Genomic DNA, 21,567 nt, shown 5'->3' on the forward strand with positions numbered 1-21,567 from the left:
TGTGAAAAAAACAAACATCATTATTGCAGACGATCACCTTATGTTTTTAGAAGGCATAAATACCATATTAAGTGATATGGAAGAAATTGGTGAAATACATTTAGCAACAGAAGGTAAACAAGTAATTCGATTATTAAATCAGTTTGAAGTTGGCTTAATTATTAGTGATATCAGCATGCCTAAAATGGACGGAATTGAGTTACTAACCGAAATAAAGAAAAAGCATAGTAAGGTAAAAATTATTATGTTAAGCATGTTAGATAATCATAGAACGGTACACAAAGTAATACAAAAAGGTGCCGATGGTTTTGTGCCAAAATTTACCAGCAAAGATGAATTACAAAAAGCAGTACGTACTGTTTTAGGAGATGAACAATATTTTTCTAAGTTGATAAAAGAGCGTTATATGGAAAGCGTTTTTAAGCGTAAGAAATATAAAAATATAGAACTTTCTCCTAGAGAAAAAGAAGTGTTAGCACTTTTAGGAGAAGAATTAACTTCTAAAGAAATTTCTGAAAAATTATTTATTTCTGTAAATACGGTAGAAACGCACAGAAAAAATATTCTTTTAAAAACAGGCTCTAAAACAACAACCGGAGCCGTAAAATATGCCATAGAATCTGGCTTATTTGATTAATAAAAAAAGAGGTTTTAAATATATTAAAGCCTCTTTTTTTATCTAAAATTTGAAATGAAATTATTATTTAGTTCTAATTCCTTCTTTTTCTATCGTTTCTATAATTTGTCTTAATTCTTTTACATAAGACATTTTATCATTTTCTTCTGTTAACAATTCTCCACGATATATAAATTTAGAATCTAAATCAAAATAGACCACATAAAGTCCTGTTTGTGGGTTTTTCCATTTACCTTTTCCTTCATTTGTAATTCTCTTATCTTCTAGATATTGTAACCAAGCACCTTTAGATAAAGAAGATTTATCCATATAAATTTTGCTATGCTCAGTAATTTTATAATAAGGATACGGAGTTTCTAATTTCGCTTGAATGTTTTTATGAACCATTGTTTTTAAAACATTAAAATCACTGTTAGATTCTGATAATATATACGGTTTTCTCTGCCATTTACCATCTTCTATTTCTAATGGGATTATTATAAATCCTTCGGGATATGTAAGTGTTTTAATAACTAAACTAAATTGAAAGCTGGTATTTAATTCTTTAAAATTTTCATTTAAGCTAACCACAAAACGTGTAGTTACATCTTCTAATTCATTTGGTTTTAGATTTCTCTTAAAATTTAATTCAATAGTTTCTGTAGAAAAAATTATTTCAGGAATTTCATTTTTAAAATCGGCTATCACCGCTTGTCTTGTTTCGTATTGTTTTACTGCATCTTGGTATAAATCATCAAAAGTCATTAAATCTGATATTGGATACATAGGCAAAGTATCATTTTCTAAAATCTCTTTTACATTAATGTGTGTGTAAAATTCAATTTCCGGAATGTCTTTATCAAATATTAAGACACCAAACATATTAGGGTCCATTGTGGCTGCGTTAAAAAAACGTTTTAAATCACTAAAAACAAGTCTACCATTATATTCTCTTTGTAAATAGGTTTCTAAATTTAAAGATGCTTTCTTTTTAGATATTCCAATATAATTAGAACAACCTGCTACGATTAATACTAAAATTATTAAGCAGATTATTGACATAATTGTAATTTTCATATGTTGTTATTTTTATTAAATAAATGTAGACGAATTTATTGATGCAGTACTCACGGAATTCAGTGAGTTTTAAGTTTCACTTAATGGTGGTGCTAATTTAAGAATCTCTTCTAATACCTTTGATACATTACTGAAACTAAAAACACCCATTATGAAATTAGAAAAAGAAAAAGCTGCAAAAGTAATAGAAGATCAGTATTTAGAAGGTTATCAAAAAGAGATTAATGAGATTGTTGGTAAAGAAATTCCGATTAACATCAACTGGAATACTTTTGAAATAGACTTCATTAAATTTGTACCAAGTATTTGTTTACAACGCCTTACAGATGGTTTAAAATCAGTTTGTAAAGACAAAAAATCAAAAGAGGTTGTAGCAGGAAATATAAACTCAATTGAAGTCTATTGCATACCTAATGAAGGAGCAGAAGCTAAAAAAGAATTAAAATTAGATACAAGTGTGTTTTCTTTAACCGCTTGTTGGGGAGGCCATCAAAGTGGTTATTTTACAGACTTAGAAATTTGTGAATATTTAGAAAGTAGTTTACAGCAATCTTAAATTGTTTTAAATATGATTTATAAATTGAATAAAAAAAGCCTTTAAGACGTTTATCTTAAAGGCTTTTTTAGATAATTAGATAAATATATCTTAATTCATTTTTACATCATTAAAAACAACACCTGATAAAATAGTATTAATATAAGTATCTTGAGATTGAACATTGTTTTCTGAAAAAGATTGATTATAATTATGAATAATTGCATTATCAAAAACAAAATTAATTACAGGTTTATCTTGTTTCTGATGATAAATTTTTAAGCTACCAGACCATTCACCTGGTTTACGAGACAACCATTCTAAAAAGAAAGTATCTATTTCATTAGTAACCACGCCAGATAGATTTACATCTAATCCTCTTTCTTCTTCATCATTAGGATAATAAGTAGAAGATAGATTATAATCGCATTGCGATAACTTAAATACCTTTTCTGTATTATCGTCTTTTTTAATTCTTAATTCTATACGCTGTATTACATTTAATTCTTTCATATTATTTATGTTTTTATTATTGTTTCTTATTTATTACAAAGTTGAAGTAAAATAGCTAAATATTTCTAACTGTTTTCAGTGATATTTATAACTATAATAAGAAGTGTGAATGAAATGTTACTTTTTCTAATTTAAAAAAGGTTAAAAAATAAAAGGATGAGTTGTATATGAGGTTTTGTAAAACTTAATTTTAAATGAGATAGATTACTTTTCAATACAATTCTATTAGATTTTTTTTTAATTTATTCTATTCATATTAAATTAAAATAGTCTTTAGATGGTTTTAATTGATTGAAATTTATTTGTAAATATTACATTAAAAATCAATCTTATTAATATTCATAATTATGTTATCGATAGGTTTGCTGATAAAAGAACTTACTCTAATATTTCTTTTTTCTGCTTCTTTTATAATTTTTGTTTGAAGGTAATAGGCTATAGATCCCACAAAATGTAGTGGTTTTGTAAAAAGTTCTTCTTCATAACACATAATAAGGTTATCAAATAGTTCATTTAAACTTTTGTCAATAATAGCATCTATAAATTCGTTAGATTGATTTTCAATTACAAATTTTGCAAAACTAGCTAGAAAAGCACTAGGGTTTTCTTTTTCATAGAGTCCATTTAAAATTACATCAAGTGTTAAATTGTACTCTTCTTCAAATTTTGTTTTTAAGTCTAAAGGCATTTTATTATAAAAATAAGCATTCAATAATTTTTTACCTAAATAGTTACCACTGCCTTCATCCATAATAGAATAACCTAAAGAAACTTGTTTAACAATAACATTTTTTCCATCGAAATAGCAACAATTAGATCCTGTACCTAATATACAAATTACACCAGGCTCTTTTGTTGTTCCATATACAGCTGCTTTTAAATCTTCTTCTACAGTTATTTTTGTTGCTATATCAAAATATTTAAAAAGAAGTTGTTTTAAATTGTTTCTAGAGTCTTCAGAAGCGCAACCAGCTCCATAAAATAAAATGGTTTCAATTTTACTTTTATAAGACTCTAATTCTTTACTAGAAGTAATAATGTTATTTATCTCTTTTAAAGAAAGTAATCTAGGATTAATACCTATTGTAGCTATTTTTGCGACTTTTTTTTTGTTTGAATTTATTATAATCCAGTCGCATTTTGTTGATCCACTATCAGCAATTAATATCATTGTGTTTATTTTAAGTTAAATTTTAATACATTATTATAAATGTTTTCTAATTTTTTTATGATCATAAGAGATGTGTCTTTAGACTTCCCTTTTACATGAATTAGAATGTTTAAACTATTATTACAATCATTAAAAATTTCGATATCAAATGAACCATTTGGTAAAAATACTTGCAATTTTTTTGTTTCATTTTGAAGATACAAATCAAACTCGCTGCTTACCCAGTTTACAAAACGATGATAAACAGTTATGTCATTAATTTTCTTTATCCTTTTAAGATCTACAAATTCAATTAAATTTCCCAAAATATCAATATCTATTTAAGTTATATTTTTTAATACTTCCATCTAACAAAAGCCTCCATAGCAGCATAATGAGATAAACCTAATTGGTTGTATATATCTGCTGTTTCTTTATTTCTATCTTCTGCTCGTTGCCAAAACTCTCTACTATCTGTACCCTGAAAAACTACGCCGTCTTTTTGTGATTGATGTTTAAAAATAGCTTTTCGTTTTTCTAATACTTGGTCTGGCCCCATTGGAACTGCCATTTCTATTTCATCAACACCCCATTCTTGCCATGCACCTCTGTATAGCCAAACCCAACAATCTTTCATAAATTTTTTAGGTTTTAATTCTTTTACCGCAGCAAAAATAGCATCTAAACAAACTTTATGAGTTCCATGAGGATCAGCTAAATCACCTGCAGCAAAAATTTGATGTGGTTTTATCTTTTCGATTAAGTCTTTAGTAATTTCTACATCAGCAATACCTATTGGGTTCTTTTTTATAGCTCCTGTTTCATAAAAAGGTAATTCCATAAAATGGATTTGTACATCTGGTAAACCGATAAAATGACAACCAGCTCTAGCTTCTCCTTGTCTTATTAAACCTTTTACTTTTCTTACCTCTAATGAATCTATTTCACTAGTTTTTTTATTCTTTAAAAAAGTAGCTGCTTGTTTAAATATATTTTCTGCTTCCGAACTTTTTATTCCAAATTTATCATTAAAGTCACATACAAAACTTGCAAAACGCAAAGCTTCATCATCTGCTACAGCTATGTTTCCAGAGGTTTGATACCCTAAATGAACTTCGTGTCCTTGTTCATGTAATCTTTTAAAGGTTCCTCCCATACTTATAACATCATCATCTGGATGAGGGCTAAAAATTAAGACACGTTTTTTTTCTGGAGTTGCTCTTTCTGGTCTTTTACTGTCGTCAGAATTTGGTTTTCCTCCAGGCCATCCTGTTATTGTGTTCTGAAGCTTGTTAAATATTTTTATATTAATATCATAAGCAGGTCCAGAATCTGCCAATAAATCGCTCATACCGTTTTCAATGTAATCTGCATCTGTTAACATTAAAATTGGTTTTTTAAGAGAAAGTGCTAAACTTAAAACAGCCTTTCTAATTAGATGATCTGTCCAAATAATTTTTTCTACTAACCAAGGTGTATTTATTCTTGTTAGTTTAGAAGCTGCCGCTTGATCTAAAATGAACATGGCATTATTATGTTCTTGTAAATAAGATGCAGGTACCTGACTTGTAACTGTATCTTCTACAGATTCTTTAATAATGTTAGATTTACTTTCTCCCCAAGCCATTAAAATTACTCTTTTGGCTTCCATTATTTTCTTAACACCTAAAGTAATTGCTGTTCTTGGTGTACTTGTTAACCCAGAGAAATCTGCACTTGCAGCTACTCTTGTAATATGATCTAAGGCTACTAATCTTGTTTTTGAATTTTGTAGTGATCCAGATTCATTAAAACCAATGTGTCCATTTCCTCCAATACCTAAAATTTGTAAATCGATACCTCCATAAGCTTCAATCTTAGCTTCATACTCATCACAATAACTTCTAATTTTATCTTTAGGTAGTGTTCCGTCTGGTACAAAACAGTTTTCAGGTAAAATATCAATGTGATTAAATAATTGTTCCTGCATAAAGCGAACGTAACTATTTACAGAATCTGGTTCCATTGGGTAATATTCATCTAAATTAAATGAGATTACATTTTTAAAACTTAAACCTTCTTCTTTATGTAAACGAACTAATTCTGCATACAGCCCCTTTGGAGAAGAACCTGTTGCTAAACCCAGGATGCAAGGTTGTTTTTGCGCTTGTTTTACTTTTATTAGGTTTTCGATTTCCTTTGCCACAGATCTTGATGCTGAAGAAGAATCTTTATAAACAACAGTACCTATATTTTCAAATCTTTTTTCAAAACCTGTTGCTTTATCTATATTACTTTTTAACATACTTTTTTTATTTATGTATTTAGAGTTTTATTTTTTTGTCCAATTTTTAATTTTATGACCTTTTATTGCGTAAAAAAGAATCATAACATAACAAGGTATTAATAGCCAATAACTATTTGTAGAAGCAGTAGCTATTGCTTCTAGTTCTTGCATACCATTTGTAATTAATTCGTATTTTTTAGCATCTACTATTTTACCATATAAAGGAGGTATTATTGCACCACCTGATATTGCCATAATTAATAAAGCAGAAGCTGTTTTTGTGAATTTCCCTAAACCTTTTAAAGTTAAAGGCCAAATAGCTGGCCAAACAAGTGCGTTGGCAATACCTAATGCAGCAACAAATAATATAGACGTATAACCAGTTGTATTTATAATACAAAAACTAAAAATGATACCTAACAGAGCACTTGCAACTAAGGCCGTTTTTTGTTTTATATATTTAGGTATTAAGAAGATGCCTAATATATATGTAGCAATCATTGCTAATAAAGTAAATGTTGTAAAGTATTTTGCTTCTTCACCAGTAAAACCTAATGAAATTCCGTAGGCAATAATGGTATCTCCTGCAATAACTTCTGCACCAACATAAAAAAATAATGCTAAAACCCCCAACCATAAATTAGGAAATTGAAAGATGTTTGTTTTTATATTTTCTTCCTCAATATTTTCTTCTATTTCATCAGCTTCAATTTGTGGTAATGGTGCTTTTCTAATTAAAATTCCTAAAAGAAATAACACAATAGCCATAATTAGATAAGGGATAAAAACGCTATCTGCCATGGAGTTTAATAAAATATTTTTTTCTTCTGATGTAACAGATAATAATTTTTCTTGAACATCATCTATACCAGAAAGTAATAATGCCCCAAAAATTAAAGATCCTAATGCACCCGCAATTTTATTAGCAATACCCATAATTGCAATACGTTTAGCACCACTTTCTATGGGACCTAAAATTGTGATATAAGGATTTGCAGCTGTCTGAAGAATCGTCATACCAATTCCTTGGATAAAAATACCCGTTAAAAACACCCAATATGTTCTTGCTTCTGCTGCAGGAATAAAAACTAACGCTCCAATAGCCATAATGATTAATCCTAAAGACATTCCTTTCTTATAGCCTATTTTATTTAAAATATAAGAAGCTGGCAAAGCCATTACAACAAAAGATATATAAGAGGCAGATGCAACTAGGTAAGATTGAGCATCTGTTAATTCATTAATAGTTTTCATAAACGGAATTAATGCTCCATTTATCCATGTAACAAATCCGAAAATGAAGAAAACTCCGGCTATTATTATAATAGGAATAGTACTGTTTTTTTTGTTCATTTTTTTAAATTTATAGATGTAAAATTAAAAAATAAAACAGTTTTTAATGAGTGGTTTAATGTTCTATTATTAGGGGTAGGGTGGTCAATGATTAAAAAATAACAAGAAAGTACTTCTGTTAGTTCGCTATTTTTTAAGTAAGTTTAGTTTTAAATAGGTTGTTTACTTTAGAAGTCTTAGCTATATGAAAAAGAATGATTTTGAGTGAAGTGATAAAAAATGGATTGTATTTACTACAATTCATTTTTCTTTTTATGAAACTTACTAAGATTTAAAACGAACTTCTAATAGGCTGTTTATTTGTGTAGAGAATTTGGTTAAATATTTTTACTTTTTTTGAGAAATAAATTGATTACTTATTTATACAAGGATTTTAAAAAGAAAATTAAATCTTCATAAAAAAAAGAGCAAGTAAAAGATATATCTTTTACTTGCTCTAAACTAATTCAAATAAACACTAATTAACACTAAAAATTTGATGCTCCAGTATCCCACCATAAACGGGTACCTGCATTATCTGATCCTTTTAATAAAGATACAGCTGTTGCTACACCTTCTGAATTTGTAGATATTTCACTATCTACAAATGGTATTCTTCTAATCTGAATATCAGTATCAACTAAGCCTCCACTTTGGTTACTTACAACAGGAAAAATCTTAGGATATCCTGTACGTCTAAATTCGCTCCAAGCTTCTTGTCCTTCCGGAAACATTGCAATCCATTTTTGAGTAATAATACGTTCTAGATTTTTTTCATTGGTTGCGCCACCATCCCAAGCTATTGTTATATTACTTAAAGCAGCTACACTGTTTGTTGCATTTATAGGATCTGTATAATCTAACGGTGTAGATATATTATCTACAATGTAAGAAGCAGACCCGCTTGCTCCATGTTGATCGAAAGATAATTGGATTCCTTTTTCATAGTTTGTTTGAGCACTTCCTGCGCCTGACCAATTCCTTAAAGATGCTTCTGCTTTTAAGAAAGCAACTTCCGATGCTGTCATTAACTGTACTTTAGATGTGTGAATATTATCATTAATAGCTGAAAAACCAATATAATCTGCTTTTTGAGCAAGTTCATCGGCATATGCTCCTAACAAAGGTAATCCTGCTCTAATACCTTTTACGGTTCCAGATACACTTGTTGGTGCATCAAAATAACTAGTGGCTCTAGAATCATTATAACCTGTTAATATAGACTCCATTGTAGCATTCATTCTTGTATCTCCCCAAGAGTTATCTAAAGTTGTTAAAGGATGATCGAATTCACTGTTCACAAAAAAACCATCTGCATTAGTTTCCATAACTCCTAAACTTTGACTTAACGCTTTTTCGCCTTCTAGTTTTGCTTTATCGGCATCTACCTTAGAAATACGAATTGCTAAACGTAAACGTAAAGAGTTTGCTAGTTTTACCCATTGTTTATAATCTCCGTCATAAGACAAATCGAAAGAAGCAAAACTTTTACTATCTATATTTGCCATTAAATTAGCTACAGCAGTATCTAAATCTGTGAAAAAGGCACTATAAACCTCTTGCTGAGAATCATAAATCCCTGCATTTTCTAAATCTCCAAAGTTTGAATAAACTATTGGTCCGAATACATCACTAACACGATGCATTGTCTCTACCTTTAAGATTAAGGCAACTGCATACAATGTAGGATAATCTATAGCTGTTAATTCACTAATAGTTTGTACATTATTCATTACATTAGTATAAGGAATACTCCAAATACTATTATTCCAACCGCTTATCATTTTATAAGTGGTGTTATTAGCTCCAGCAACAAATGGTCTTGGGTTTGTCATATACCCAGAATATACATCTGCGTTTAAATTTTGCTGTAATTGATATTGAGCAGCTGGACTGTATTTATAAATATTCTCGAAAATAGGTTTATATTTTGACCCTACATGCTGAAAATCTACCTCTAATTGTTCTTGCGTAATATTTCTATCATTTACATTGTAATCTTCTAAATTACTACAAGACGTAGCAACTAACCCTAAAACAATTAAACGTGCTAATATTTTATTTATATTTTTCATCTTTTATTTATTTTTTAGAATGTTAAATTAAGATTCAATCCAATACTTCTTGTTGAAGGAAGTCCTAGAATATCTACACCTTGTAATGCATTACCTGTACTTAAAGAAACGTTAGGATCGTGTGGCGCATCTTTATAAAAGAAAAACAAGTTACTACCTACTAATGATGCTTTAACTGAAGAGAAAAATGATTCTTCACTTAATTTAAAGTTATACCCCAAAGCAAATTCTGCTAACCTTACATTAGTTGCACTATAAATATATTCACCAGTAAAACCATTTCTACCACCTACTTTTCCATAATATTCTTGTGCTGTTAATGTTGATGTATTTCCAGCTAAATCTACCACTGCGATGTTAGCATTTTCGGTTTCTCTAGCAGAGTTATTACTAAATCCTTCTACAATAGCTTCGGTCATACTCATGGTTTCACCACCAAATTTTCCATCAATTAAAAAATCTATAGTAATATTTTTGTATTGAAAAGAGTTGTTCCAACCTAAAGTAAAGTCTGGGTTTGCGTTACCTACTTTTGTTAAACCATCAACCGTATTATCATCATTAGCTATTACCGCATCGTTGTCTACAATAGGCAACCCGTTTTCGTCTCTTCTAACTACTTGCGCATAAATATCACCAAAAGAACCACCTTCAACTAAATAAGAACCAAAAGTATTAGAGCTTTTACTAGATATTGTAAAAAACTCAGGTTCAATTAAACCTTCTAAGACTTGGCCATTATAAATTTTTTCAACAGTGTTCTTATTCGTTGCAAAGTTTAATATTGATGTCCATTCGAAATTATCATTTTGTATAGGGGTGAAAAAAGTAGAAATTTCTACACCTGAATTAGAAATTTCACCAGAATTTAAATATGCTTGTTCTGCACCTATAATAGAAACGGATGTTGAAAATGCATAATATTGATCTACAGTTCTAGTATTATAATACCCTAAATCGATTCCAAATCTATTATTATTAAATTTCCATTCCGTACCAATTTCAAAAGATTTCTGTCTTTCTGGCTTAGGTGTAGAACCTGGAAAAGGTCTAATAGGATTTATTGAATTAACACCTCCACCACCAAAAAGAATACTACTATTAGGTGATATTCTGTCTGCAGAAAAACCACTACCAACTTCTGCATAAGATGTTCTTATTTTTCCAAATGAAATATGTTCTCCTAAATCAAATAATTCACTTAAAACACCTGTTACACCAACCGAAGGATAAAAGAATGAATTGTTTTCTTCAGGTAATGTAGAAGACCAATCGTTTCTAGCTGTTAAATCAATATAAATTTTTTCTTTAAAACCAATGGTTGCACTTGCAAATAATGAACTTACTCTTGTTTCTAAAGAGTTTTGCTCGAATTTTACAGAAGGATTTCCGTTAAAGTTTTGAAATGAGAATACATTTGCAAATTGTAAACCTCCACTTATTCCTGAATCTCCCACAAAAGATTCAGTTGTAGTACGTTTGGTACTAGTTCCTAGAATTGCTATTAGAGAAAAATCTTCATTAATACTGGTATTAATATTTGCTAAAAAATCTCCGTATAATTGTGTATAATCATTTTCTTCAACAATATACCTTCCGTTTTCTGGGGCTAAAGTGGCATTTGTTGTAGCATATATTTTTCTTTCAAAATCTAGAAATGATTTATCATACGTACCTCTAGTTTGTAATGTAAGCCAATCTGTAAGTTTAAAACTTAGATTTAATGAAGCAACTAATTTTGTATTTGTATCTTCAGAAACATTACGGTTTAAAATCCAATATGGATTTTGTTCTATATCACTAGTAAAAAATGTTCCAGGTTCTGATCCTTCACCACGAAACCATCTTTGAGTCATTATATTTCTGTTAGGATTGTAAACTTCAAAGTTAGAATAGTCAGATAATTTCTCTGTATCAGATTCAAAAGCATACACACCAACTAAAGGATTATAATATGTTGCAGAAACAGGTCTATTTACTACATTTTGAGTAGATCCCATAACACTTGCATTTACTGTTAACTTATCGTCAAAAAGCTTTGCAGTTTCTCTAATATTAAACGTATGTTGCTTTAACTTGTTTGTTGGTAAAGTTCCGCTTGCAAATGTATTACTATAAGAAAAATAAGTTTGTGCTTTTTCTGTACCACCCGATATAGATATTGCATTAATATTAGTAAACCCTGTAGATAAAAAATCATCAATATTACTTTGAGATTCATCATTAAAATCCATAACATAAGCAGAATTCTCAACAGTTAAATTTGAAGAGTAACCAACCTTAAAACTACCGGATTTACCTTTTTTAGTCGTAATTAAAATTACACCGTTTAAACCAGCACTACCATATAATGCAGAAGCAGATGCTCCTTTTAAAACCGTTAAAGACTCAATATCATCTGGATTTATTAAAGATAAAGCATCTCCTCCATCTCTATTACCGCCATCTTTACTCCCTAAAGAATTTCCTGGTTGGCTAGATGATGGGTTAGATAATGGAATACCATCTACAACATATAAAGGTTGGTTATTACCTATAGAAGAATTACCTCTTAAAGTTACTTTGACAGATCCACCAGCGCCTGAAGCGCTTCTAGAGATGTTTACACCTGCAACCTTACCCGATAAGCTATTTACAGGGTTTGTTTGTTTTACTTTATTTAACTCATCTGCATTAATGTCTTGAGCTGCATAGGTTAAAGATTTTCTTGATTTTTTAATACCAAGTGCTGTAACAACAATTTCATCTAATTGACTTGCATCTTCTTCTAAAATAACATTTACTTTATTAGAAGTGCTTAAAACTGTAAAATTTTTTGCTTTCATTCCTAAAAAAGAAAAGCTTAAAATGTCCCCAACAGAAGCTTTAATGGTATACATACCGTCAAAGTCTGTTTCTGTTCCTATTGTTGTACCCTGTACAACAATACTTACTCCTGGCAGTGTAGTTCCGTCTAATTTAGAAGTAACTGTACCAGAAATTGTTTTTTCTTGTGCTTTTACGCTTAATGTAAAAACAATAGAAAAAACAATAAATAGTAATGTTTGAATTTTTTTCATGGAAATAAATAATTTTAGTTAATAATAAAATTGGTTAGTTATTATTCTCAAAATTAATAAGTTACATGTGTATTTGTAAGGGGGTAATAGAGCTATAAAGAGGGGGTATTAGTTCATTTTATATTTTGAACTTAATTTAAACAATTAAGAAATACAAACAGGTATTTGTAAAGTAGTAAAACGAGTAAAGATATGATGAAAATGTATCTTGAGTAAGTAATAGGGGAGAAGCACTATTAAAGTATATATTAGGAGCTTTATTTAATTAGATTTCTGAAGGTTCTTTAACTGTGGGTGTTTTAATATTATAGGAGCAGTAGTTGTTTGCATGCTATTTTAGCTTTGTAAATAATATAAGCACTCACTATCTTATCACTATGGTTCTAGGATATAGTATATTTTGATGTTGACTTGTTTATTCTAAATTAAAAATGATTTAAAACGTCTATTCTGATTACATACATCCTTTTCTCTGACTTTATTCAGTAAGAAGTGCAGCTATAAAAGCCTTCTTTTTCTTGCTATTATAGCTGCTCTTACCTATTTTCGGCAGAAATTAAAATAGAAAATTTAGAATCTAAATAGGAAAAATAAATTTTGTTAAACGAAATTTTAAAAAGCTAAAAATTAATAGAATGATTATTTTATACGAACTTCTAAAGGATTATTTATTTTTTTTGAGAATATTTTTAAATAAGCTTCCCAGGCTTGTCTTGTTTTAAATTGATTGCTTTTCTTCCATCCAAAACCAGCATAATAAACTACTTTATTATTTTTTACTTTTAGATGTGCGTAAGCGTTGCTTAAATCCGGAGTATCAATATCATATTTCTCAAATCCAGAAAAAGTGTTTCTATCAGCAATAATTGCAGATCCAAGTTCAGAATCTGCATGAGGTTGCCAATAACTTACCCAACCTTCATCTTTGTTACCAGAAACTTCTCCGTCTTTTTTATGTAAAGTTAAACCTGCAGAAATTTGATCGACTCCTTCAATTGAAGTTGAAAATTTAGAAAGATTACTTCCAAGATCTAAACTGATTGTTTTAGATTCTTTAATTATCTTACCAGAAGCATCCCAGTTAGCATATTCTAAATAAAAGCTAGTTCTTATTGGTCCTGTAGTAATTGTTTTCCATTTTGTATAATTTTTAGATAAAAAATAAGTACTATCTATTTTAACAGCAATACCACCAATACCTCTACTAGAACCAACGTGAAAATCATCTAAACCTTCACCTGTATCTTCATGATAAGACCCTGTTTTATCAATTATAGTTTCTTTGTACCATTTATTTATTATTGGGTATTTTACTTTTTTTAACCAAGCATCAACACCGCTAGATAAAGTTCCTCCAGGAACATTTTCTTCTACCATTTTTTGTGCAACGGGTCCGTAAACTCTAAATGCTACTTTATCGTTTTCCCAAGTATAGTCATCTGTTCTTTCTGGGACAAAACGAGAATAGCATAACTCTTCTGCTTTTGGTTTTTCTGCATCAGAAATAGTTACAACTTCAAAGTTTACTTCAGAATTAGCTGCTATTTTAGGTTGAAATAACAATTGATCCATTGCTCCATCTCCATCAGTATCTACTAATTGTGTAACCAAAAGTTTACCTGTTGTTGTGTTTTTTATGCCTATAGAAGAAAGGTTTTCTGTACTTAGCGCTGTTCTTTGAATTTCTACGGTTTCAAAGGTACGCTCGAAATTCAGTGTGTTTTTAACGGTAATAATTGTATCCTTTTTTTCTTGAGAGCAAGAACATAAAAGTGTTACAATTAATAAACATGAAAGTGTTTTAATTGTATTCATTATTATATTAGGTTTTAGTTTTTAACTTAAAAACCTGCCTCATTTCTATAATAAGGCAGGTTTTATTTATTTAATCTTCATTAGCTGGTTTACCAATAGTAGCTAAAATTCCACCATCAACATAAACCACTTGTCCGTTAACAAAATCACTTGCTTTAGAACTTAAAAAAATAGCTGCGCCTTGTAAATCATCTGGATCACCCCATTTGCCTGCGGGAGTTCTACTTACAATAAAATCATTAAAAGGATTACCTTCAATTCTAATTGGCTCTGTTTGACTTGTTGCAAAATATCCTGGACCAATACCATTAGTTTGAATATTATATTTAGCCCATTCTGTAGCCATATTTTTGGTTAACATTTTTAGGCCACCTTTTGCTGCTGCATAAGCACCAACAGAGTTTCTACCTAATTCACTCATCATAGAGCAAATGTTAATGATTTTACCGCTTTTTCTTTCTATCATTCCTTTAACAACATGTTTAGAAACAATAAAAGGAGCCACTAAATCAACATCAATTACAGCTTTAAAATCAACCACTTCCATTTCTACTAAAGGAGTTCTTTTAATAATACCTGCGTTATTTACTAAAATATCAATATTACCAATTTCTGCTTCAATTTTGGCTACACTTTCTTTTACTGCATTTTCATCAGTAACATTAAAAAGAGAACCATAAGCGTCTATACCTTCGGCTTTATATTCTGCTAATGCTTTGTCTAATTTTTCTTGAGAAGAATTTCCGTTCACTATAATTTTAGCTCCGGCATTTCCAATTCCTTTAGCCATTGCCATTCCAAGACCATGAGTTGCACCTGTTATTAATGCTACTTTTCCTGATAAATCAAATAAGTTAATTGACATAATCTTTTATTTTAATTCGTTTATTTTACAATGATCCATATCACCATAATCTAAATTTTCACCAGCCATTCCCCAAATAAAAGAATAACTACTTGTGCCAGATCCAGAGTGAATTGACCATGGTGGAGAAATTACAGCTTCATTATTTCCCATCCAAATATGTCTAGTTTCTGTTGGTTCTCCCATAAAATGACAAACAGCTTGGTCTGCTGGAACTTCAAAATAAAAGTAAACTTCCATTCTTCTATCATGCACATGTGCAGGCATAGTGTTCCAAGAACTTCCAGGTTTAATAGTTGTCATCCCCATTTGTAGTTGGCAAACATCTACCACACTATTTACAATATATTTTCTTAAAGTTCTTGCATTTGCAGTTTCTGGCGCTCCTAACTCTATAACTTCTACATCATCTTTACCAATTTTTTTATTTGGAAAAGCTTTGTGAGCAGGAGTGGAGTTTAAGTAAAATAAAGCTGGGTTTTCTGATGATGCACTAGAAAACATAACATCTTTGTTTCCTTTACCTACATATAATGCTTCTTTATGTTCTAAAATATAAGAAGTTCCATCAACAATTACTGTTCCTTTTTCTCCAACATTTATAATTCCCAATTCTCTTCTATCTAAAAAGTTTTCAGATTTTAAAGGATTTATAGTTTTTAGTTTTAAAGATTCGTTTGTTGGTACTGCACTACCTGTTATAAATCTATCATAATGAGAATATACTAGGTTTATAACATTTGGAATCATTAAATTGTTTACTAAAAACTCTTCTCTAAGCCTTGTTGTGTTGTAGTTTTTTACATCTTTTGGAGATGCTGCGTATCTTGTTGTGAAATTTGTTATCATTCTTAAATTTAAAGATTAATTGTAAGTTCTCTTACAAAAGTAATAAAAAATATAAAAATACAATCGATTGTATTTTTATATTTTTATATTTACCTTTTATTTATGATAATAATATGTTTAGTTTTACCCTAATATAGGTGCCAATAAAAAATGGATTTTTTTTTAAAATGGAAAACACTGAAGTAACCATACATGACATTGCTGCAATTTTAGGAATAGATAGTTCTACGGTGTCTAGAGCATTAAACAACAGTCCTAGAGTTGCTGAAAAAACAAAAAATAAAATTTTAGAAAAAGCTAATGAATTAGGTTACCAGAGAAACCATTTGGCTTCTAATTTAAGAAAAAATAAAACTTATACATTGGGGGTAATTGTACCAAGAATTTCTAGAGATTTTTTTTCTTCTACAATTTCAGGAATAGAAGAAACAGCTTTTAAGGCTGGGTACAATGTTATTATTTGTCAATCTTTAGAAAGTTTAGAAAGAGAAGAAAATATTATAAAAACGTTATTATCAAATAGAGTAGATGGAGTTTTAATTTCTATTTCTATGGAAACTACAAACTATAAACATTTAGAAGGATTAAAAAAAAGAAACATACCGTATGTTTTTTTTGATAGACATTGTAATATAGAAGGAAATAGTAATGTTCTTATTGATGATTTTGATGCAGCATTTGTTGCTACAGAGCATTTAATTACGAAAAAAAGTGAAGTTATAGCACATTTTTCTGGACCTCAGAATTTAGAAATTTATAAAAATAGATTTAAAGGCTACAAGGCAGCATTAAAAAAATATAATATTCCATTTAGTAAGGAATTAGTAATTTCTTCAAGTTTAATGGAAAGTGATGGAGAAGAAAATGTAAAAAAGCTATTAACATTACCTTATAAGTTAGATGGTTTGTTTTGTGCAAATGATGTTGTAGCTATTGGAGCAATAAAATATTTAAAAAATATAAAAGTAGAAATACCTAAAGACATAGCTATTGTTGGTTTTAGTAACGAATCTATTTCTTCTGTAATAGATCCATCATTAACAACAATTAACCAACCAGGATTAGAAATAGGTATAACTGCTACAAACTTGTTAATTTCTCAAATTGATGATAAATCAAAAATAATTACCAATGAAACTATAATTGTAAAAACAAATTTAATTGAACGCAATTCTTCTTTAAGAGTTTTTGAGTAAAATGTACTTATCAAAACTCTTCTTTTTAAAGACCTATATGAAATTTATAAAAATAATATTCTCTTTCCTTTTAATCTTAGTAACATATTCTACTATTTCTCAAGATTTCTCTGGTACTAATCAATCATTAAAATTTAAACAATTTTCTTTAGTAGATGGTTTATCTCAAAGTTCTGTATTGTGTATTATGCAAGACTCTAAAGGATATATGTGGTTTGGTACAAGAGATGGTTTAAATAAATATGATGGCCATACATTTAAAACATACAGACACAATTATAAAGATAAAAATAGTATAAGCAATAGTTTTATAAAAACCTTAGTTGAAGATAAAAACGGAGATATTTGGATTGGGACAAACAACGGTTTAAATAAATTTACACCTAATAATGATAGTTTTGAACGTTATAAACATTCAGAAACTAAAAAAAGTAGCTTTGATAATGAAATTTGGAGTTTAACATCTGCAGGAGACAATAATTTATGGGTTGGTACAAACTCTGGTTTAGAAAAGTTTAATATTATAACTAAAGAAAGAACAGACATTGCAAAGGATTCTGTCCATTTATTAAAAAATCAAATTAGATCTTTATTTAGATCTTCTGATAATAATTTATGGATTTGTAATAGAAAAAATATTATTGTTTATAATGATAGTATAGTTAAAGAGATTTCTTATCCTCAGACTCAAGTTAGAAAAACAACAAGAAACTACGCGCCAATTGTTTATGAGGATAAAAACAATACTATTTGGTTGGGGTATAGAGATGGTTTAGCGGTCTTTAATCCTCAAAAAAACGAGTTTCAACATTTTAAAATAAAAACAAATAAAATAAGTTCTATTAATGAAGAGGTTAGGTCTGTTTATGAAGATTTTTATGGAAACATTTGGGTAGGTACTTACAATGGTTTATATATAATTAATAAAGAAAAAAATGTAATCAATCATTACCTGCATGACGAAAAAAATAAAAATAGTTTAAGCCAAAATTCTATTTTTAATATTACAGGAGATACAAAAGGAAATGTTTGGATTGGTACCTATGCTGGTGGAGTAAATTATTACGACAGAAGTTTTGACCTTTTTAAAAACTATTACATAGGGGCAAGTAATTATAAATTAAATTATAAAGTTATAAGCTCTATTGTAGAGGATGCTTCTAAAAATTTATGGATTGGTACCGAAGGTGGAGGTATTAACTTTTTAAATATAAAAACGGGGAAATTTACATATTATACGCACAATGAAGACAACCCAAAATCTATAAGCACTAATAATGTAAAAGCACTTCTAAGAACAAGTGAAGGTAACTTTTGGATTGGTACACACGATGGTGGTCTTAATTTTTTAAACCCAACAAAAACACCTTTCAATTTTAAAAAATTTAATAATGATTCTAACGATAGTTTAAGTATTAGTAATGATAGAATTATTTCATTATTTGAAGATGTAAATAAACATATTTGGGTAGGAACTTCTGGTGGAGGATTAAATGTGTTTCATAAAAAAAAGAAAACCTTTCTAAGAGTTAAAAATACAGAACAATCTATTGGGGAAATAATTTATAATATTTCAAAAACAGAAGATAAAAATGTTTTATTAATTTCGGGCAACAAAGGTTTAGCAAAGATAAACATAAACACTAAAGAGATAGTACCTATAAAATATAAACAAGAAAGAGAAGAAGATACTTCTATTATTACCCTTTGTGCTTTTGAAGATAAACAGCGTAATTTATGGATAGGTACAGAAGGTTATGGACTCTATTTTTACAATTATACTACAAAAGAAACAATAAATTATGGTTTGGAAGAAGGATTACCAAACCAAGTTATTTATACTGTTTTACCCGACGATTATAATAATTTATGGTTTAGTACAAATAAAGGGTTAAGTAGATTAAACTTAGAAAGTAATCAGTTTAAAAACTTTGATATTTCTGATGGTATATCTAGTAATGAGTTTAATTATAACTCTAAAATTAAATTGCAAAACAAAGAATTGATGTTTGGTAGTACAAACGGAATTGTATTTTTTAATCCAAATAAAATTTTAGAAAATTCTTTTATTCCTCCAGTTTATGTTACCTCTGTTTCTGTAAATAATAAGCCATATTTATCAGGTTCTTCAATAAATGAAAAAATAACTCTTAACCACAATCAAAATGTCTTTAATTTTAACTTTATAGCTTTGAGTTATTCAAAATCAGAAAAAAATGAATATGCTTACAGATTAGATGGTTTTGATAAGAATTGGAATTATATAGGACATAATAAATCTGCTACTTACACAAATTTAGACGCAGGTAATTATACCTTTAGAGTAAAAGCATCTAATAATGATGGCCTCTGGAATGAGAAAGGACACTCTATTTATATAACTATACTACCTCCTTTCTGGAAAACTTGGTGGGCATATTTAATTTATTCAATTTTAATTATTGGTAGTTTATTTTTGATTAGAAAATATTCTTTGTTAAGGATATACGAAAAAAACGAACTAAAACAAGAGCGTTTAGAAAAACAAAAAATAGAAGAGATAAATAGATTAAAATTGACGCTATTTACTAATATCTCTCATGATTTTAGAACACCGTTAACTTTAATTATTGGTCCTTTAGAGAGGATGTTAAAAAATAATGAAGGTTCTATTTCTATACAAAACCAACATAAAACCATGTACAGAAATGCAAGTGTTTTGTTGCAGTTAATCAATCAATTGTTAGATTTTAGAAAAAGTGAAACAGGTAAATTAAAGTTACGAGCATCAGAAAATAATATTGTTTCGTTTATAGAAAATATAAAGAAATCTTTTGATGAAATGGCAGATTATAGAGAAATTGATTTTACATTTAAATCTAAAGATAAACATATTGATATATGGTTTGATGATGTAAATTTAAAAAAGGTAATTTTTAATTTATTATCAAATGCTTTTAAATTTACACCTAACAATGGTAAAATTAGAATTAAATTATCTACTTATACAAAACCTAAAAATTTAAAGCAGTTTATTCAAATAGAGATAAAAGACGACGGAAAAGGAATTCCTAAAAAGAATGTCAAATTTATTTTTGATAGATTTTATCAAATAAAAAGAGATGAAAACTCTAGATCAGGAACAGGTATTGGTTTGGCATTGGTAAAAAGTATTATAAAACTTCACAAAGGAAGTATTACAGTAAAAAGTAAAGAAAAGGAAGGAGCAACTTTTGTAATTCAATTGCCGTTTGGAAACTCACATTTACAAAAAGAACAAATAGTTGATATATCTGAAGAGGTAAATGAAGCCGTTTTTTTAGAAGATAATCCTATAAATTATTTAGAAGAAAAACCTAAAAACAATAATATTGAAGATATAGATGATAATATTCCTACCTTACTATTAGTAGAAGATAATACGGAGGTTAGAAACTTTATCAAACAAATTTTTGAGAATAACCATAATATTTTAGAAGCAGAAAATGGTGAGGTAGCATTAGAAATAGCTAAGAATAATTCGATAAATTTAATTATTAGTGATGTTATGATGCCAATAATGGATGGTATTGAGCTTTGTGAAAAAATTAAAACAGATGTTGTTACCAGTCACATTCCTGTGTTACTTTTAACGGCAAAAACTTCTAAAGAATCTCAAAAAGAAGGTTATAAAACAGGTGCAGATGCCTACCTAACTAAACCTTTTGATGCTAGTATTTTAGAACAAAAAGTAATGAACCTTTTGCAGACAAGGCTAAATTTTATTAAAAAGTTTAAAAAAGATATTATTTTAAAACCTAAGGAATTAGAAATAACATCTGCAGATGAAATTTTTCTTAAAAAGTGTATTACAATTGTAGAAGAAAATATCAATAATTCAGAATTTACTATTGTTGACCTTATAAATGAAATAGGAATGAGTCGTTCTGCTTTTTATAGAAAATTAAAAGCATTAACAGGTCAATCTATAATAGAGTTTATTAAAACAATTAAATTAAAAAGAGCTGCTCAATTAATATCACAAACAAAACGTACTATTTCTGAAATAGCGTTTGAGCTTGGTTTTAATGATTTAAAACACTTTAGAAAATCATTTAAAAAACAGTTTAATGAGTTGCCTTCTCAATACAGAGTAAAAAACCATGAAGACATTCAATTAAATTCTTAATAAAAAATATAACACTTAAACTTCTTTATTCTAGTGGGTTATTCTTTTTATGAACAAATACCCCCATTAGAT

Annotated in this window: 15 protein-coding genes; 4 read left to right on the forward strand and 11 right to left on the reverse strand. The window is 28.7% G+C overall.

The window, feature by feature from the left end:
* Position 1: 1 nt before the first annotated feature.
* Positions 2 to 637 carry a response regulator transcription factor gene (locus tag WHD08_RS01250; protein WP_166382406.1) on the forward strand — a complete coding sequence of 212 codons (636 nt, stop codon included), beginning with the start codon at positions 2 to 4 and terminating at the stop codon, positions 635 to 637.
* A 63-nt stretch (positions 638 to 700) separates the two neighbouring features.
* Here the strand turns inward: WHD08_RS01250 and WHD08_RS01255 are convergent, their stop codons facing one another.
* Positions 701 to 1,693 (reverse strand): hypothetical protein, encoded by a 993-nt coding sequence (locus WHD08_RS01255; protein WP_165730906.1) that lies wholly within the window; start codon positions 1,691 to 1,693, stop codon positions 701 to 703.
* Between the two features lie 151 nt (positions 1,694 to 1,844).
* Between WHD08_RS01255 and WHD08_RS01260 the strand changes: the two genes are divergently transcribed.
* Complete coding sequence (locus WHD08_RS01260; RefSeq protein WP_208889529.1) at positions 1,845 to 2,249, forward strand: hypothetical protein; 405 nt, start codon at positions 1,845 to 1,847, stop codon at positions 2,247 to 2,249.
* Between the two features lie 90 nt (positions 2,250 to 2,339).
* Here the strand turns inward: WHD08_RS01260 and tssD are convergent, their stop codons facing one another.
* From tssD to kduI, 10 genes are all read right to left on the reverse strand, one after another.
* Positions 2,340 to 2,741, reverse strand: a complete 402-nt coding sequence (gene tssD / locus WHD08_RS01265; protein WP_208889528.1) for a type VI secretion system tube protein TssD — start codon at positions 2,739 to 2,741, stop codon at positions 2,340 to 2,342.
* 316 nt (positions 2,742 to 3,057) lie between these two features.
* Positions 3,058 to 3,912: a BadF/BadG/BcrA/BcrD ATPase family protein gene (locus WHD08_RS01270; protein WP_165730912.1), complete on the reverse strand. Its 855-nt coding sequence runs from the start codon at positions 3,910 to 3,912 to the stop codon at positions 3,058 to 3,060.
* A gap of 5 nt (positions 3,913 to 3,917) precedes the next feature.
* Positions 3,918 to 4,217: a hypothetical protein gene (locus WHD08_RS01275; protein ID WP_165730914.1), complete on the reverse strand. Its 300-nt coding sequence runs from the start codon at positions 4,215 to 4,217 to the stop codon at positions 3,918 to 3,920.
* Between the two features lie 29 nt (positions 4,218 to 4,246).
* Positions 4,247 to 6,175 carry a glucosamine-6-phosphate deaminase gene (gene nagB / locus WHD08_RS01280; protein WP_165730916.1) on the reverse strand — a complete coding sequence of 643 codons (1,929 nt, stop codon included), beginning with the start codon at positions 6,173 to 6,175 and terminating at the stop codon, positions 4,247 to 4,249.
* A gap of 27 nt (positions 6,176 to 6,202) precedes the next feature.
* Positions 6,203 to 7,510, reverse strand: a complete 1,308-nt coding sequence (locus tag WHD08_RS01285; RefSeq protein WP_208889527.1) for a sugar MFS transporter — start codon at positions 7,508 to 7,510, stop codon at positions 6,203 to 6,205.
* A 467-nt stretch (positions 7,511 to 7,977) separates the two neighbouring features.
* On the reverse strand, positions 7,978 to 9,564 hold the full coding sequence (locus WHD08_RS01290; RefSeq protein ID WP_165730920.1) for a RagB/SusD family nutrient uptake outer membrane protein: 1,587 nt from the start codon (positions 9,562 to 9,564) through the stop codon (positions 7,978 to 7,980).
* Positions 9,565 to 9,578: 14 nt separating this feature from the next.
* Complete coding sequence (locus WHD08_RS01295) at positions 9,579 to 12,623, reverse strand: TonB-dependent receptor domain-containing protein (RefSeq protein WP_208889526.1); 3,045 nt, start codon at positions 12,621 to 12,623, stop codon at positions 9,579 to 9,581.
* Between the two features lie 639 nt (positions 12,624 to 13,262).
* Positions 13,263 to 14,438, reverse strand: a complete 1,176-nt coding sequence (locus WHD08_RS01300; RefSeq protein WP_208889525.1) for a DUF4861 domain-containing protein — start codon at positions 14,436 to 14,438, stop codon at positions 13,263 to 13,265.
* Between the two features lie 70 nt (positions 14,439 to 14,508).
* The gene (locus WHD08_RS01305) at positions 14,509 to 15,303 is read right to left on the reverse strand and encodes a gluconate 5-dehydrogenase (protein ID WP_165730926.1); all 795 of its coding nucleotides are present in this window, start codon (positions 15,301 to 15,303) and stop codon (positions 14,509 to 14,511) included.
* Positions 15,304 to 15,309: 6 nt separating this feature from the next.
* Complete coding sequence (kduI, locus tag WHD08_RS01310; RefSeq protein WP_165730928.1) at positions 15,310 to 16,152, reverse strand: 5-dehydro-4-deoxy-D-glucuronate isomerase; 843 nt, start codon at positions 16,150 to 16,152, stop codon at positions 15,310 to 15,312.
* 167 nt (positions 16,153 to 16,319) lie between these two features.
* Between kduI and WHD08_RS01315 the strand changes: the two genes are divergently transcribed.
* Positions 16,320 to 17,348 (forward strand): LacI family DNA-binding transcriptional regulator, encoded by a 1,029-nt coding sequence (locus tag WHD08_RS01315; RefSeq protein ID WP_208889524.1) that lies wholly within the window; start codon positions 16,320 to 16,322, stop codon positions 17,346 to 17,348.
* A 37-nt stretch (positions 17,349 to 17,385) separates the two neighbouring features.
* On the forward strand, positions 17,386 to 21,495 hold the full coding sequence (locus WHD08_RS01320; RefSeq protein WP_340833220.1) for a two-component regulator propeller domain-containing protein: 4,110 nt from the start codon (positions 17,386 to 17,388) through the stop codon (positions 21,493 to 21,495).
* Positions 21,496 to 21,567: the final 72 nt, after the last annotated feature.

This window comes from Polaribacter sejongensis, assembly GCF_038024065.1.
In the GTDB taxonomy this organism is placed as follows: Bacteria; Bacteroidota; Bacteroidia; order Flavobacteriales; family Flavobacteriaceae; genus Polaribacter; species Polaribacter sejongensis.